We start from the raw sequence: 14,751 nt of genomic DNA, 5'->3' as shown, positions 1-14,751 counted from the left end.
CGTCGCCCAGGCAGCAGGGTTTGACGACGAGAACGCGGTGCATGGGTCAGCGCGTCGCCCGTGCAGCTTCCGGGTCCAGGAGTGCGAAGAGAATCTCTCCCTCGGCGGCGAGTTCTCCGTCGACGGTAGCTCGCCCGGTACCGTTTCCGATATTGCGACGGACCTTACCGATTTGAACTTCGAGCCGCAAGGTATCGCCGGGGCGAACTGGCCGTTTGAAACGCACTCCATCGATGCCCGCGAAGAAGGCAGTTTTACCCCGATACTGCGGATGACCGAGGAGAGCAACGGCGCCGACCTGGGCAAGTGCTTCGATGATGAGCACACCAGGCATCACCGGATTCCCGGGAAAGTGACCGACGAAGAACGGCTCGTTGACCGTCACATTTTTGATGCCGACGGCGCGCTGCCCCCATTCAATCTCGATGATGCGATCGACCAGGAGAAAGGGATAGCGGTGCGGGATGATCTCCTGAATTTGCCAGGCTTCCAGCATGCTGGTCTCCTCGGTCTCGATCACGTCAGAGCACCAGCTGGTCGCCAAAGAATCTGGCGACGAGCTGGACCGACGCCGATCATCGTGATGGGTACACCGATCAACTCCTCGATCCGAGCCACGTAGCGCTGTGCTGCCGACGGCAGATCATCGAAGGAGGTTACTTGGCTGGTGTCGCACTGCCAGCCAGGCAAAACCTCGTAGACCGGTTCGACCGCTGCGTAGCGCTCCACTTGAGCAGGCGGTGCCGAGACTTCCTGGTTGCCGATACGGTAGCCGACGCAAATACGCACTTCCGGCAAGGGATCGAGCATGTCGAGTTTCGTGAGTGCCGCTTCGGTCATGCCGTTGAGGCGTGCAGAATACCGTGCGGCTACCGCATCGAACCAACCGACTCGCCGCGGACGCCCGGTCGTCGTGCCGTACTCGCGACCGCGCTCGCGAATGAGTTGGCCGGTCTCGTCAGTGAGTTCGGTCGGGAAGGGACCAGCGCCGACCCGCGTGGTGTAGGCTTTGAAGACACCGACGACTCGATCGACTTGTGTCGGTGCGACCCCAGCTCCCTGGCAGGCACCGGCTGCGGTGGGGGAACTGGACGTCACGTAAGGGTACGTCCCATAGTCAGGGTCGAGCATCGTGCCTTGGGCGGCTTCGATGATCACTGACTTTCCAGCATCGAGCGCGTCTTGGACGAAGACTTCCGCCGCGATCACGTACGGAGCGAGTGCCTCACCCCAGGCGCGCGCTTGCTCGAGGAGCTGATCGAGGTCGAGCGGTGACTCGCCATAGAGATGGATGAACAGAGCATTCTTCTCAGGCAAAAGGATCTCGAGTTTGTGACGCAACGAGCGCTCGGCTCCAGGCAACAGGTCGGCGATGCGGATGCCCCGGCGAGCGATCTTGTCGGTGAAGGCTGGGCCGTTGCCGCGCAGAGTGGTGCCGATACCGGCAGCTCCCCGTCGCCGCTCTTCGTAGAGATCGAGCAGGGGATGATACGGCATGATGACATGTGCTCGGTCGCTGATGTAGAGCTGCCCGAGACGAGCGTGTCGTTCGCGCAAGCTTTCGATCTCGCGAAGGAAATCAGGCGGCGAAACGGCAACCCCGGCCCCGATGATGCAGGTGCAGTGCGGGTAGAGGATGCCGGAGGGGATCACGTGGAGTTTGAAGACGCCTTCATCGGTGACGACGGTGTGACCAGCGTTGGTGGATCCGTTCGGCCGGACGACGATATCGGCTGTGGCGGCGAGGGCATCGGTAATTTTCCCCTTCCCCTCGTCGCCCCACTGGCCGCCGAGAACGATCGTGACTGGCATCGCGTCGACTCCTCGTCGCTCGGTCACTGCGGGCGATTCTGCCCGGTGAACTATAGCATCGCCAGGACGATCAGGCGCGCGTGCGCACCTGACGGAGTTCGCGAAGTCGCTCGAACAGGCGTCGCTCTTCCTCGGTGAGATCAGTCGGCAGGATCACTTTGACCTTGACCAGGAGGTCACCGCGCTGGCCGGTGCGCAGTGACGGCATCCCCTTGCCGCGCAAGCGGAAGACCTGCCCGTTTTGTGTACCCGGTGGAATGCGCAGAACGACCGGTCGATCGAGCGTCGGAACAGTGACCTCTCCGCCGAGAATCGCGGTGTAGAGAGGCACTTCTACCTCAGTTCGCACATGGTCGCCCTCGAGCGTGAACTGCGGGTCGGGTAACAGGTGCACACGGAGATAGAGGTCACCCGGTGGCCCGCCGTTCACGCCAGGGCCGCCCTGACCGGCGATGCGGATGCGCGAGCCATCTCGCACTCCAGCAGGGATCTTGACTTCGAGCGTCTTGGTACGGGTCACATAGCCGCTACCACCACAGACAGGGCAGATGCCGCGTCCGTTCAGTCCTGTGCCATTGCAGGCTGGACAACGCTCGTCGATCTTCACATCGATGCGGCGGGTCGCACCATGATATGCTTCGCGGAGCGTCACTTCGATCGGATGCTCGTAATCCTGTCCGCGCTCCGGACGGGCGCGTGTCCGGATGCGCTCACCCGTCGTCCCGAAGAAGTCCCCTAGATCGCCGAACAAAAGGTCGAAAAAGTCGGAGAAATCACTCGTTCGACGACGATCACGCTGCGCTCGACCGCGAGTGCCGAAGAACCATTCCTCGAAATCGGTGGTGGTTCCTTGTGTCCCAGCGGCCTGCTGATAGCGCTCCCAGTCGGCTCCGAAGCGATCGTAGCGAGCACGCTTTTCCGGATCGCGAAGAACCTCGTACGCTTCATTGATTTCCTTGAATTTTTCCTCGGCGTCCGGCGATTTGTTGACGTCAGGGTGGTACTTGCGCGCGAGACGCAAGTAGGCCTTGCGGATCGTCTCCTGATCCGCATCGCGTGGCACGCCGAGAATCTTGTAGTAATCCTTGAACTCCATCGTTGCCCGTCACCCAGTCTGTTACGTTCCGACTTCGAGTATAGAGGTTGAGTCGATCCGTAGCAAGTCGTGCCCTGTTGCGTCGTGCAGGATAGACCCGTATATCTCCCCTACGCTACGCCCGGAGCACCTTCGCCGGGATGCTCGAGTCGATAGCGGATCTGGCCGGTCAAATGGCCCAGCACGAGATACTGGTGTGCCTGGAGTCCGGTCGCCAGGATGACCGAAGCAGCGATGCCAGGCAAACAAAGGAAAAGCGCGAACTGTGACGCGATGCTGACGAGGACGGCTTGGCCGAGGCTGTGGAGCAGGAGGACAACCCACGTCACGAAGAGGCTGGGAAGAACCTGCCGAGCCTCCTGCAGTGCGCCCACCACTGAAAGCGCTGTGGATAACTGGTTCGTAGTAGCCAAACGTCCGAGCGGGACAGGCAAGACGATCGTCGTGAGCATGGCGAGTGGGAGGGCCAAGCACGAGAGCCCGGCGAGGGAAAGTGCCAGCGAGATGATGCGGAACCGTTCGTCACCGAGCAAGGCGGGTAGCAGAGCGAGAGCGCTGAGGGCGAGCACCGCGAGAGTGGGGAGAAACCAGGCGATACTCACGACAGCGCCCAAGAGACCGAGCGTCAGGTGCTCGCTCCAGTTCCGCCACGTGGGGAGCGCTCGCTCGCGCTGCTCGGCGACTTCACGGGCGTAGTGCAAGGCCCACCCGAGCACGAGAAGCGGACCGATGAGCGGGAGCAGCAGAAGCAGGGCTGCGATCACCAGTTTCTCTGGCCAGTCATCGTCCCGAAATGGAGCGCTCAAGGCACGAACGAGATCCACGTCACCCTCGCACGAGTGCAGTGATCGGCGAATGATTCAACCGTGTCCATGCAAAGCGGCGCGTGACAGTTCTCATGGTTCACGACGAATGGTTGCAGAGTCGGCGTTGCTCGTCCTCGACCGCTGCAGTCACGCGATCCGCTGGTGTGTCAGGTGGTCGCGACTGCGGCAGACACATCCCCCTCCGAAAGCCGGCGGCGCACCTGTCCCCAAAGATGAGCCTGCACCAAGAACGCATACAGCAGCGTTGCCAGAATGCCGACGATACAGAGCAGAATCCCGAAAAGGGCGAGGAAGCCGAGAACCAACGAGAGAACGAAAACGATCAAGAGATCGGTGGGCACTCGCTGGAGCTCGCGGAAGATCTCGCCGATCGCGAACGCGCCTGCCAATCGGTTCGTCACGGCGAGGCGCGTGAGCGGCAAGGGCAGAAGGTAGTTGATGGCAGCACTGACGAGTAAGGAGAGACATCCGAGGCACAGCGCGGCGAGAGAAGCCGCTGAGAGCGCATCGTCCTGTTGTTGACCAGTTGGCAGGGCGCCGACGATCGCTTGGCAAACGGAAATGACCCAAGCAGGGAGCGACCAAACGACACCGACTACGATACCGCGGAAGCCGAGCGAGAGGAACGCGCCGAAGTCGTCCCACTCCGGCAAGCTCGGCTCGGTTCCGAGGGCCACTCGACGTGCGATCGTGAGAACGTAGCCGTACAAGATCAGCCAGCCGATGATGGGGATGATGAGCATGACGAGGGCGATCAATGCTTTCTTGACCCACTGAGGATCACGAAAAACGTAGCTGAAGGCCAGCCCGATATCCATGCACCTGCCCCTTCCCGACTCGCAGCCGTCGATCGCGTTCGCTCACGTTGACGGCACGATGCCAGTGTAGGGACTCCGCGAGTGAGCGTCAATCGGAATGATGACTGGTTTTCGGCTGGGTACTCGCTCGAACTCGCCCAGAGGCTTTGCCGAATGGTCGATCAGGAACCATATCTCGCCGGGCTGGGATGGCTCGGCTCATCGCCATCGCGGTACGACCGCTTTTGCGACGTCAGCTGGCATTTCGATCTCGGGGGCCTACCGTCGGTGCTCGTGAGAGACGCGCAAGCTGGACAGGCTGGATCCGCGCGCGGGTACTTCAGTCCAAGCGCCGGATGACCAACAGCAACTTTCCCTGGATTTCGACGTTATCGATCGTCGTATAGATCGGTTGGAGGGAAGCATTGGCTGGCTGCAACCGCACGAGATTGCCTTCGCGGTAGAAGCGCTTGAGCGTCGTCTCCTGTTCGCGTCGCAGCCACGCGGCAACAGTATCCCCGTTCTCGGCGGTGGCTTGCCGACGCAACACGACGATGTCTCCATCATCGATCAGCGCGTCGATCATCGATTGCCCCTTGACGCGCAGGGCGAACAGATCACGCACTGGATACCCGACGAGTTGGCTACCCAGTTCCACGTATTCGGCAGCGCCATCGACTTCTATCGGCTCCAGGACGGGCAGCGGCTGACCCGCGGCGATGGTGCCGACGAGCGGGACGCGAACGATCGTGTCGTGGCGACCGAGCCGGCGATCGAGCAGCTCGATGCCGCGCGAAATGTTTCGATTGCGACGAATGAGGCGGAGATACTCGAGCACATTCAGGTTATAATCGACGACACTAGTGGACGAGATGCCGAGTCCCGCTTGGATCTCGCGCACCGTCGGCGGATAGCCGCGTTCGTCCACGAAATGACGAATGAACTCGAGGATTTCCTGTTGCCGTTTGGTGAGTCGCTTGCCCATTCGCCTCCGTCGCTCTCTCTCAGGCCCGACCATCAGTGCCAGTATAGGTGCGAACATCCGTTCGTGTCAAGAGCCGGATGGTCGAGCGGTCGAGGGTCATCATGGCGATCGCAGATCTCCTGATCGTGCTGCTCTTCGTAGCGCTTTACACTGCGATCTTTCTGGCTGGTGTTGGTCGCGGCCTGCTCGTGCTGGTTGCATGGTTCGTTGTCCTCGCTGCGGCGGGCCTCTTCGTGGCACCGCTCGCTGCTGCATTCCGTGGCATCGTTCCCGGGATATCCCGCTGGGCGAGCGAGTTCGTCGCCCTGGTGCTGGTGGTCGCGGTGATCGTCGTGCTCGGGGTACTCGGCAACATCTGGTCCTGGCGTCTCGCACCGGTGGCGACGCGCCGCTGGTTCGGGAGCGGTGGAGGACCGGCGTTGCTCGTTCTTCGCTCGGTCGTCGCCTTGCTGGTAACGAGCGTGGTGCTCGCGACCGTCGCGAATATCATCACGAACACGATCGATCAGTTACCCGCTGATCGCGTGGGGATCCGGTTGCGCCAGGAAGTGGTGCGCTCGCGACTGATGCCGCTTACACGCGATGCACAACCCGCGATCGAGCGGGTCGCTCTCGATTGGCTTCCCGGTGATCCACCGACCATCTTGAAAGGGACGCGAGAACACGATGGCTAGTGAACTGCTTCGTCTCCTGGAGTTCGACAAGATTCGTGAACTCCTCGCGGCGCGCTGTCAGTACTCGGTTGCGCGCGAGCGGGCTCACGAGATTGCACCGACTGCCGACCGGGAGCAAGTGGCCTATCTCCTCCGCGTGACGCGAGAGGCGGCGCGTCTGTTGAACGAGCGACCGAGCTTCACTATCGGTGGATTCCGCGACCTCCGGTCGGTCGTGCAGGCGGCGCAAAGGGGCACCATCCTGGCACCGGCGGACTTGCGAACGGTTCTCGACACGCTCGAGGCCGCAGCCTCGTTGCGGCGCCAGTTCATGGCGGACGACCGATGGAGCGAGCGGTATCCCGCGTTGGCCGAGTTCGTGCTCGCGATGGTCGACCTTCCTGGATTGCGCGCTGACTTAGCGCGGAGCATCGGCCCGCGCGGGGAGGTGCTCGACACGGCTTCACCGGAACTTGCGGCGATACGGCGTTCCCTCAAAGAGGCGCACGAGCGGCTTCTGGAACGATTGCGACGACTGCTCGCGGAGCGACAGGACGCTATCCAAGATGCGTATGTCACGATCCGCGACGGGCGGTACGTGATTCCGGTCAGGGCTGACCGGCGCCAAGCGATTCCCGGTATCACCCACGATGTCTCGGGCAGCGGCCAGACGCTCTTCATCGAACCGTTCGAGGCTCTGGAACTCAATAACCGGTGGCGGGAACTCCAAGCTGCAGAGACTCATGAAATCGAGCGCATTTTGCGCGTCTTGACCCAACGGGTCGCCGATGCAGCTCGTGAGCTGTTGCAAATCGTGGAGGCGGGTGCGGCGCTCGATCTCGCTCTGGCCAAAGCGCGTTTGGCGTTCGACCTCGATGCGGTGGAACCAGAGTTGCTCGAGCCGTCTGGACCGACCGCTCCGGGAGGACATCCGTTCCTGCGCGTGCGCTTGCGAAAAGCTCGTCATCCGCTCTTGGATCCACGAACTGCCGTGCCGATCGATGTGGAACTGGGAGAGCGCTTCCGGATTTTGGTCATTACTGGGCCGAACACGGGCGGAAAAACGGTGGCCCTGAAGACGGTCGGGTTGCTGGCATTGATGGCGCAGGCAGGGCTCTTCATACCCGCCGCCCCAGGGAGTGGTCTGAGCGTCTTCCCGGCGATCTTCGTCGACATCGGGGACGAGCAAAGTATCGAGCAGAATCTCTCCACCTTTTCGTCTCACATGCGTCGTATCGTCGCGACGCTCCGGCAGGCGGATGCGTCCAGCCTCGTGCTCCTCGACGAAATCGCAGCGGGTACCGATCCACAGGAGGGAGCAGCACTCGCGCGGGCGATTCTGGAGCGTCTCCTCGAGATCGGTGTCCTCGGTATCGTGACGACCCATTATCCGGAACTCAAGGTTTTCGCGACCGGGACTCCAGGGCTCGAGAACGCGAGCGTCGAGTTCGATCCGGTCACGCTCAGCCCAACCTACCGCTTACTGATCGGCCTCCCCGGCCGGTCGCATGCACTGGAAGTCGCTCGTCGCCTAGGATTGCCGGAGGGCGTGATCGCGAGGGCCGGTGAACTCCTCGGTAGCGGTACCCCACAACTCGATCGCTTGATCGCGGACATGCAACGTCGTTTGGAACAAGCCGAGTTGCTGGCAGCGGAGGCGGAGCGTTCCAGGCGCGAGGCCGAGCAGCTGCGGGCAGCCGCCGAGCGCCTGCTCGCCGAGGCGGAACGAGAACGCCGGGAGGCGCGCCAGGAGGTCCTGCGGGAGTTGGAGACGGAACTCGCTCGGGCGCGTGAACTCGTCCGCAAGATCGAACGAGCGACACGGTCGCCTGCTTATCCCCCGATCGAAGTCACCCAGGACAGTCTACGAGCCCTCGAGGAGGTCAAACGCCGGGTACAGGCGAGCGGGCGACGGTCGAGGCAAGAGAGAGGTCCGGAGATCGCAGTCGGTGACCGCGTGGAGTTGACAGCGCTGGGGCTCGAGGGAGATGTCGTGGCGATCGATCCCGAGAGCGAGGAGGTCGAGGTCCGTATCGGCCAGTTCCGCGTGCGTCAACCGCAAGCGAGCGTCCGCCGCATCGGGCCTCGGCGGGAGGAGGTCGGTCAAACCTTTGCACCACCGATTTCCATTACGACCATCCCACGCGTGGAGCCGGAGATCCATCTCCGTGGTCTGCATGTGGAAGAAGCACTAGACCGACTCGACCGCTACCTGGATCGAGCTGTGCGAGCAGGCCTGCCTTGGGTACGGGTCGTCCATGGTAAGGGAACTGGGACCCTGCGACAAGCGATTCATACCTTCCTCCGGGATCATCCATTGGTGAAGAGATGGGAACTCGCAGGTCCTCACGAAGGTGGTCACGGAGTCACGGTGGTCTATCTCGAGGTGTAGGAACGTAACGTGACAGCGGACGATGAACTCGTGCAAGTGGCAGTGGCTCCCAACGAGATCGTTGCGGCTCTCTGGCAGGGTGCCCTCGAGGAAGAGGGAATACCGGTACTCGTGAAGGTATTGGGTTTGGGCTACGCGTATTGGTCACCGTTCGTTGCCGATCGGGCACTGTTCGTGCGCCGGTGCGACGCCGAGCGCGCCAAGGAGATTCTGGCGTCGCTGGCCGAGGAATGAAGTCTTCACGACGTGGTCAGGGCCGCATGGGGGGACGTCAAGAGAACCGTCGCCCGCCGACGCTCGATCTCGCGCAGCACACTGGTGACCGCGTCCCAGAGCGGCACGGCGAGGCGTGCGATGACGAGCCGGACCTGATGCGGGGTCACGTAGACACCGGAGCCGACTTGTCGACGGAGTTCTTCTTGATCGAGACGAGTACCGACGACTGGTCGAATGAAGAGTTCGCCGTCACGTTCGATGAGCGAGGCGAGCCCGAGCCGATTCGCCCACAGCCGGAGCTTGGCGAGGTCGACTAGCCGCTGGACCGAGTCCGGGAGCGGCCCGAAGCGATCGCGAATTTCCGACACGAGATCCTCGAGCTGGTCATCAGTCCGGATCTCAGCGAAACGCTGGTACAAGCGCATGCGGATCGCTTCGTCCCCGCAATACTCGGTGGGGATGGTCGCTTCGATCGGCAAGTCGATGGTCACGCTCGGCGCCTCATCGATCGGCCGACCTTCGCGGAGTTCTTGGACCGCACGCGCAAGGAGCTGGGTATAGAGCTCGAGGCCAACTGCTGCGATATGACCGCTCTGCTCTGGACCCAGAATGTTACCAGCGCCGCGGATCTCGAGGTCGCGGAGCGCGATCTGGAATCCGGCCCCGAGTTCCGTTGCTTCTTGTATCGCCTCCAGGCGTGCCCGTGCCTCCGCTGACAGTGGACGCCGGTCATCGTACAAGAGATAGGCATAGGCTCGCTGATGGCTTCGCCCCACGCGCCCGCGCAGTTGGTAGAGCTGGGTGAGACCGAGTTGCTGGGCCTGGTCGATGATGATGGTGTTCACGGAGGGAATGTCGACGCCCGATTCGATGATGGCGGTACAGACGAGCACGTCGTATTTCCGCTCGATGAAGTCGATGATGATGCGCTCCAGTTCCTGTTCCGGCATTTGTCCGTGTGCGACCGCGAAACGAGCCTCGGGAACCAAGCCTCTCAAACGTTGAGCGAAATCCAGAATCGAGTGAACGCGGTTGTGAACGATGTAGACCTGACCGCCTCGTGCCAGTTCGCGGAGAATCGCTTCTCGGATGACGGAATCCCGTGCCGGCGTCACGAAGGTGCGGACCGGCGTGCGGTCGACCGGGGGGGTGGCGATGACCGAGAGATCACGCACCCCTGAGAGCGCGAGATAGAGGGTGCGGGGGATCGGCGTGGCGGTCATGGTCAGGACATCGACGTTGGTGCGGAGTCGCTTGAAGTGCTCCTTGTGCGCGACCCCGAAGCGATGCTCCTCGTCGATGATGACGAGGCCGAGTTGTTTGAATGCGACGTCACGCTGGAGCAATCGGTGGGTACCGATCACGATGTCGATGGTACCAGTGCGAAGTCCCTCGATGATCGCTCGTTGTTCGCGCTTGCTGCGCAGGCGCGAGAGCATCTCGATGCGCACGGGATACGGAGCGAGTCGCTCGCGGAACGTGTTGTAGTGCTGAAGCGCGAGAACAGTCGTCGGTACGAGGATAGCGACTTGATACCCGTTATTGACCGCCTTGAAGGCGGCGCGCAGTGCGACCTCAGTTTTGCCGAAACCGACGTCTCCGCACAAGAGGCGATCCATCGGTCGAGGTCGCTCCATGTCGGCCTTGACTTCCTGGATGGCGCGCCATTGATCGGGGGTTTCCTCGTAGGGAAAACTTTCCTCGAGTTCGCGATCCCATTGGGTGTCGGGGCCGAAGGCAATACCGGGAGCGGCTTCGCGCGCTGCATAGAGCTGCAGCAGTTCGAAGGCGAGTTCGCGGACTGCCTCGCGGACACGTCGCTTGACGCGTGACCACTCCGGCGAGCCGAGGCGCGTCAGTTTCGGCTCGCCGTCGGGGCTCTCGTAGAGCGTGATCCGATCGAGCTGGTCGACGGGGAGATAGAGGCGATCGTTTTCGGCGTATTCGAGCAAGAGGTACTCGCGGTGCACACCATTGATCGTGAGATGGACGAGACCCCCGTAGCGTGCGATTCCGTGATCGACGTGAACGACGTATGCTCCGGGAACGAGCCTGCTGAGAAGATCGCTCGTCACCTCAAAGCGACGGCGACCGCGCGGGCGAGGCAACCGCCGCAAACCGAACAGCTCGCGATCGGTCAAGAGGATCACGCGTGCTTCGCGATGTCGCCAGCCACCGGGAAGACGCCCGCGCACGATCGTCAGTGCTGCGATATTCGCTGTCTCCTCGTACCGGGAATTTTCGCTCAGAAGGTGCGCCACGCGATCGGCTTGCTCGGTCACCAGCGTGACGGCGTAGCCCTCAGCGAGGAAGGGGGCGAGCGCTGCAGGCAGTGTGTCGAGCCGTCCAGCAAGAGTGGGTATGTCCGTCGTAAAACCGAGATCGGATGGTATGTCGTCGTTCGCGGTGTTTCCCTGCTCGACCGTACCTAGCCAGAGAATGGGGTGAGCTTGCAGCGCAGTCCAAACGTGGTCGGCAGGATGATACGGACGAGGAAGTCCTCGAGGCAGTTCTCCGCTGAGTTCGCTGGTTTCACGGAGTTCTTCCGCTTGCTGGCTTAGTTGATCGATCGTCAGACGAACCGCTCCCGGGTCGACGACGACCACTGGGAACGATCGAGGAAAGCGATCGAGGAGAGAGGATGCTTCCGGGAAGACAAAAGGAAGGGCGACTTCCGGCAGTGGTACCAGTTCCCCGCGTTCGATCTGCTGGCAGAGTCGTTCCCATTCTTCCTGTACTTCGGGACGGAGTGACGCGGTATCGAGTCGCCGCAGTTTTCCCGCTGCTGCCTGCAACTGCGGGAGAGGTGCTTCACTGAGTGGCAAGAACATGATGGAAGGGAGGCGATCGACCGAGCGCTGAGTGGTCGGCTCGAAGCGCCGGATCGAGTCGATTTCGTCGCCAAAAAACTCGATCCGTACAGCCAGGTCGCTCCCGGGCGGCCACACATCGACGATGCCGCCCCGGCGACTGAAGGATCCAGGCTGTTGGACGAGCGGCACTGGCGCATACCCGGAATCGGCCAGATAGTCGAGAACGGCTTGCAGTCCGATCTTTTGGCCGACCTGTAGCGTGAGCGGGCATGGCCTGAGAGATTGTTTCGGCGGAAGCAACTGGAGCAGTCCGCGGGCCGGTGCGATGAAGAGACCTGGGGACGGCTCAGCCAACCGCTGAAGGAACCAGCTTCGATCAGCGGCGCTCGCTCGATCCTGTGCAAAGACGTCGTACGGGAGCGTATCGGGGGCTCGCCAAATTTCGACGGGGATCTCGGGGAGAAGCTGGCCGACGGCATCAGCGAGTTCGTCTGCGTGGGCTTGACGCGGTACGACGACGAGGAGCGGTGTGTCCAAGGTGCTAGCCAGGGCCGCCAGAACGGCTGGGCGCGCGGCGACTGGGAGTACCTCGGCAACGAGCGACTGCCCGCTCGCCAACCGGCTGGCAACCGTGCGGATCGTCCGGGCAGAGACGAGTGCGTTCGTGAGACGCTCGATGGTCATCTGGCCAATAGTCGTTGGATACACGACAATACCATACGCCCCGATCCCGGTCACCGGGCGGGGTATTCGACGCATCTTGTGCAACCATACCATGCCGGAAGAGCAGGATCATGACGCAGACACGATGGTTCACGAGTCGGCGAGCATTTGGGTTGGGTCTCGTCGTGGGGGTCGTGGTCGGCCTCGGACTGGCGCAGCTGATCATGCAGCGCGAACCGGATCTGGTGCTCCGCGTAGAGCCGTTGGCGAGCCCGACGGCGATCGTCGTTTATGTGACGGGGGCGGTCGCTCGGCCTGGGCTCTACACGGTGGGAAGCGAGGGGCGGGTGGCGGAGGTCGTGGAGCAGGCCGGGCCGCTTCCCGAAGCGGATTTAGCACGCGTCCAAATGGCAGCGCGTCTCCAAGATGGACAGATGGTGGTCGTGCCGGTTCGGGCGAGTCCGGATCTCGGTCACGCTCGAGGCGGTACAGCTGCTCCGCCAACGGAGCCGAGTGTTTCAACCGAACAGCCGATCGATATCAATCGAGCCACAGTCGAGGATCTGCAACGACTGCCGGGGGTCGGGCCGATCCTGGCTCAGCGCATCGTCAGCTACCGTGAAACGAACGGACCCTTCCAGCGTCCCGAGCAACTCGCTGAGGTTCCCGGTATCTCGCCGCGCATGGTCGACGAGTGGGCTGCGCTGATCACGGTGGGAACGACCGAGTGACAGGCGCGTGGGTCGCGTTCGGTTTCGTGATCGGAGCGGCGGGAGCAACAGTCGGTGTGCTGCCTGCTCTCGGTATCGTTGCCGCGAGCGTCGCGATCGCCTGGGGCTTCGCCTGCGATGAGCGTCGGCTCCTGGTGACCAGTTTGCTGATCGTGCTGGGATTCGCTCTCGGGGCGGCACGGTACGCTGCATGGGCGCCTGCGAGCGATCGAGTGGTGCAAGGACAAGGGAAGATACTCTGGATCGACGACACTTCTCCTCTGCAGCGACTGGTCGCGTTGCGCGACGACGGCCGACTGGTCGGACTCCAGGTCGACGGTCGATTGGAACTCCTGACCGGTGAGCGGATCGCGTGGCGTGGCGAGTACCGAGTCGACCGGACACGCCTGGCCGGAATTCCCGTCGCTGGGATCTACCGCGTTGCGGTGGCGGATGTCCAACGCGGTCAGCCCGAGGGAGTTCTGCAGTCCGTACGGACTTGGGTGCGCGCGACGGTACTACGCGCTGTTCCGGAGCCGAGCGGCTCGCTCGCACTCGGTATCCTGACCGGGGACGACCGCGGCTTGTCGCGGCGAACGCGGCAGACGCTGCGCGAGGCGGGACTTTCCCACTTGACTGCGGTGAGTGGGTGGAACGTTGCCGTCGTGACGGCTTTCGCCGATGGACTGCTGTCGGCGCTGCGTGCGCGGAGATGGATCCGGTCGCTGGCGATTTTGGTTCTGGTATGGGGGTACGCTGCGCTGACCGGTCTGGAGCCACCCGTCATCCGGGCAGCAGCCATGGCGAGCTTGTATGTGCTCGCTCGCTGGCGTGGGTGGCCCGGCGAGCCGCTGAATACGCTCGGTTGGGCAGTCGTCCTCGTCCTCATCGTTCGACCGGAGCTGCTGGGGTCGCTGGCATTTCAGCTCTCCGCACTGGCGACGGCTGCACTGAGCGTCGGACGGTTGCTCGTCGCTGGACGAAGATGGGGAGAACTCATCCTGCTGCCGGTGGTCGTCCATGCGGCGGTGACGCCGTTGCTCCTGGCTCGCTTCGGAACCTACTCGCTCGTGGCACCGATGGCCAACTTGCTGGTCGAACCGGTCGTTCCGTGGCTCTTGGCTGCTGGATTGATCGCTCTCCTCGGTGGCGTGATGCCCTGGTTGGCGAGTGCGTTCGGGGTGCCGGCATGGATCCTGGGATACTGGATCGTCCTGGTCGGCGACATTGCCGGGCGGTTGCCGAGTGGGGCTGGAAAGAGCATGCCGCCACCCATCGAGTGGATCGGGTGGGTCTACGCGTTGGCGGGAGCGGGCACGCTGGCTTGGATTGACAGGCGAGCGAGGGCGCCGTAGAATTGCGGCTGGTGCTGGCGCGGTGCGCAGGCCGGTGTAGCTCAATGGGCAGAGCAGCGGTTTTGTAAACCGCGGGTTGTGGGTTCGAGTCCCACCATCGGCTCTACCAGTACCAGGCGCGGGGGGATGCCCGAGTGGCCAAAGGGGCCTGGCTGTAAACTAGGTGCGAAAGCTGCGGGGGTTCGAATCCCTCTCCCCCCACCGGAAGGCGCGGATGGCGCGAATGGGCCCACGGGTGAGGCACGTGGGCTCTTTGGTGTGGAGATCTGTAAAGTGATCGAGGAGGACCGTCGATGAGCAAGCCGCGGTTTGAGCGGACGAAGCCGCACGTCAATGTGGGGACGATTGGGCATGTAGATCATGGGAAGACGACGTTGACGGCGGCGATCACGAAGGTATTGAGCTTCAAGGGGTGGGCGAACTTCAAGCCGT

General features: G+C 62.7%; 13 protein-coding genes and 2 tRNA genes. 8 read left to right on the top strand and 7 right to left on the bottom strand.

Annotation, left to right across the window (positions count from 1 at the left end; genetic code table 11):
• Positions 1–46: 46 nt before the first annotated feature.
• From fabZ to lexA, 6 genes are all read right to left on the bottom strand, one after another.
• A complete protein-coding gene (fabZ, locus tag ACWIVK_RS10320; protein WP_448576596.1) occupies positions 47–496 on the bottom strand; it encodes a 3-hydroxyacyl-ACP dehydratase FabZ in 450 nt (149 codons plus the stop codon).
• Positions 497–516: 20 nt separating this feature from the next.
• Positions 517–1,812: an adenylosuccinate synthase gene (locus tag ACWIVK_RS10315; RefSeq protein ID WP_448576595.1), complete on the bottom strand. Its 1,296-nt coding sequence runs from the start codon at positions 1,810–1,812 to the stop codon at positions 517–519.
• A 70-nt stretch (positions 1,813–1,882) separates the two neighbouring features.
• Complete coding sequence (locus tag ACWIVK_RS10310; protein ID WP_448576593.1) at positions 1,883–2,908, bottom strand: DnaJ C-terminal domain-containing protein; 1,026 nt, start codon at positions 2,906–2,908, stop codon at positions 1,883–1,885.
• 110 nt (positions 2,909–3,018) lie between these two features.
• Positions 3,019–3,732 carry a DUF4013 domain-containing protein gene (locus ACWIVK_RS10305; RefSeq protein WP_448576592.1) on the bottom strand — a complete coding sequence of 238 codons (714 nt, stop codon included), beginning with the start codon at positions 3,730–3,732 and terminating at the stop codon, positions 3,019–3,021.
• A 149-nt stretch (positions 3,733–3,881) separates the two neighbouring features.
• Positions 3,882–4,553, bottom strand: coding sequence for a DUF4013 domain-containing protein (locus ACWIVK_RS10300; RefSeq protein WP_448576591.1), 672 nt, complete (start codon positions 4,551–4,553; stop codon positions 3,882–3,884).
• A gap of 319 nt (positions 4,554–4,872) precedes the next feature.
• Positions 4,873–5,517: a transcriptional repressor LexA gene (gene lexA / locus ACWIVK_RS10295; RefSeq protein ID WP_448576590.1), complete on the bottom strand. Its 645-nt coding sequence runs from the start codon at positions 5,515–5,517 to the stop codon at positions 4,873–4,875.
• Between the two features lie 101 nt (positions 5,518–5,618).
• On the opposite strand from lexA, the gene ACWIVK_RS10290 reads away from it, so the two are divergent.
• The 3 genes from ACWIVK_RS10290 to ACWIVK_RS10280 are packed head-to-tail and all read left to right on the top strand — an operon-like array spanning position 5,619 to position 8,796.
• Positions 5,619–6,191 (top strand): hypothetical protein, encoded by a 573-nt coding sequence (locus ACWIVK_RS10290; protein ID WP_448576589.1) that lies wholly within the window; start codon positions 5,619–5,621, stop codon positions 6,189–6,191.
• Positions 6,184–8,562: an endonuclease MutS2 gene (locus tag ACWIVK_RS10285; RefSeq protein WP_448576588.1), complete on the top strand. Its 2,379-nt coding sequence runs from the start codon at positions 6,184–6,186 to the stop codon at positions 8,560–8,562. The genes ACWIVK_RS10290 and ACWIVK_RS10285 overlap by 8 nt, the downstream gene beginning before the upstream one ends.
• A gap of 9 nt (positions 8,563–8,571) precedes the next feature.
• Positions 8,572–8,796, top strand: a complete 225-nt coding sequence (locus tag ACWIVK_RS10280) for a hypothetical protein (RefSeq protein WP_448576587.1) — start codon at positions 8,572–8,574, stop codon at positions 8,794–8,796.
• Between the two features lie 5 nt (positions 8,797–8,801).
• On the opposite strand, the gene mfd is transcribed toward ACWIVK_RS10280, so the two are convergent.
• Entirely contained in the window at positions 8,802–12,350 is a 3,549-nt protein-coding gene (gene mfd, locus ACWIVK_RS10275; RefSeq protein ID WP_448576586.1) for a transcription-repair coupling factor, read from the bottom strand.
• Positions 12,351–12,385: 35 nt separating this feature from the next.
• Between mfd and ACWIVK_RS10270 the strand changes: the two genes are divergently transcribed.
• The 5 genes from ACWIVK_RS10270 to ACWIVK_RS10250 form a co-directional block, all read left to right on the top strand.
• Entirely contained in the window at positions 12,386–12,985 is a 600-nt protein-coding gene (locus ACWIVK_RS10270) for a helix-hairpin-helix domain-containing protein (protein WP_448576585.1), read from the top strand.
• Positions 12,982–14,319 carry a ComEC/Rec2 family competence protein gene (locus ACWIVK_RS10265; RefSeq protein ID WP_448576584.1) on the top strand — a complete coding sequence of 446 codons (1,338 nt, stop codon included), beginning with the start codon at positions 12,982–12,984 and terminating at the stop codon, positions 14,317–14,319. The genes ACWIVK_RS10270 and ACWIVK_RS10265 overlap by 4 nt, the downstream gene beginning before the upstream one ends.
• Positions 14,320–14,349: 30 nt before the next feature.
• Positions 14,350–14,422 (top strand) — tRNA-Thr (locus ACWIVK_RS10260).
• Positions 14,423–14,439: 17 nt separating this feature from the next.
• A tRNA-Tyr gene (locus ACWIVK_RS10255) sits at positions 14,440–14,520 on the top strand.
• A gap of 92 nt (positions 14,521–14,612) precedes the next feature.
• Positions 14,613–14,751 (top strand): GTP-binding protein (locus ACWIVK_RS10250; RefSeq protein WP_448575474.1); only part of this gene is annotated, 139 nt, incomplete at its 3' end.

It is taken from the genome of Thermomicrobium sp., assembly GCF_053493975.1.
The sequence above is the reverse complement of the archived record's forward strand: the minus strand, read 5'-3'. Positions and strand labels throughout refer to the sequence as shown.

Coding starts and splice junctions, on each gene's coding strand:
- ACWIVK_RS10290 (WP_448576589.1), top strand. CDS start 5,619: ATGGCGATCGCAGATCTCCTGATCGTGCTGCTCTTCGTAGCGCTTTAC.
- ACWIVK_RS10310 (WP_448576593.1), bottom strand. CDS start 2,908: ATGGAGTTCAAGGATTACTACAAGATTCTCGGCGTGCCACGCGATGCG.
- mfd (WP_448576586.1), bottom strand. CDS start 12,350: ATGCGTCGAATACCCCGCCCGGTGACCGGGATCGGGGCGTATGGTATT.
- ACWIVK_RS10315 (WP_448576595.1), bottom strand. CDS start 1,812: ATGCCAGTCACGATCGTTCTCGGCGGCCAGTGGGGCGACGAGGGGAAG.
- ACWIVK_RS10285 (WP_448576588.1), top strand. CDS start 6,184: ATGGCTAGTGAACTGCTTCGTCTCCTGGAGTTCGACAAGATTCGTGAA.
- ACWIVK_RS10270 (WP_448576585.1), top strand. CDS start 12,386: ATGACGCAGACACGATGGTTCACGAGTCGGCGAGCATTTGGGTTGGGT.
- ACWIVK_RS10300 (WP_448576591.1), bottom strand. CDS start 4,553: ATGGATATCGGGCTGGCCTTCAGCTACGTTTTTCGTGATCCTCAGTGG.
- lexA (WP_448576590.1), bottom strand. CDS start 5,517: ATGGGCAAGCGACTCACCAAACGGCAACAGGAAATCCTCGAGTTCATT.
- fabZ (WP_448576596.1), bottom strand. CDS start 496: ATGCTGGAAGCCTGGCAAATTCAGGAGATCATCCCGCACCGCTATCCC.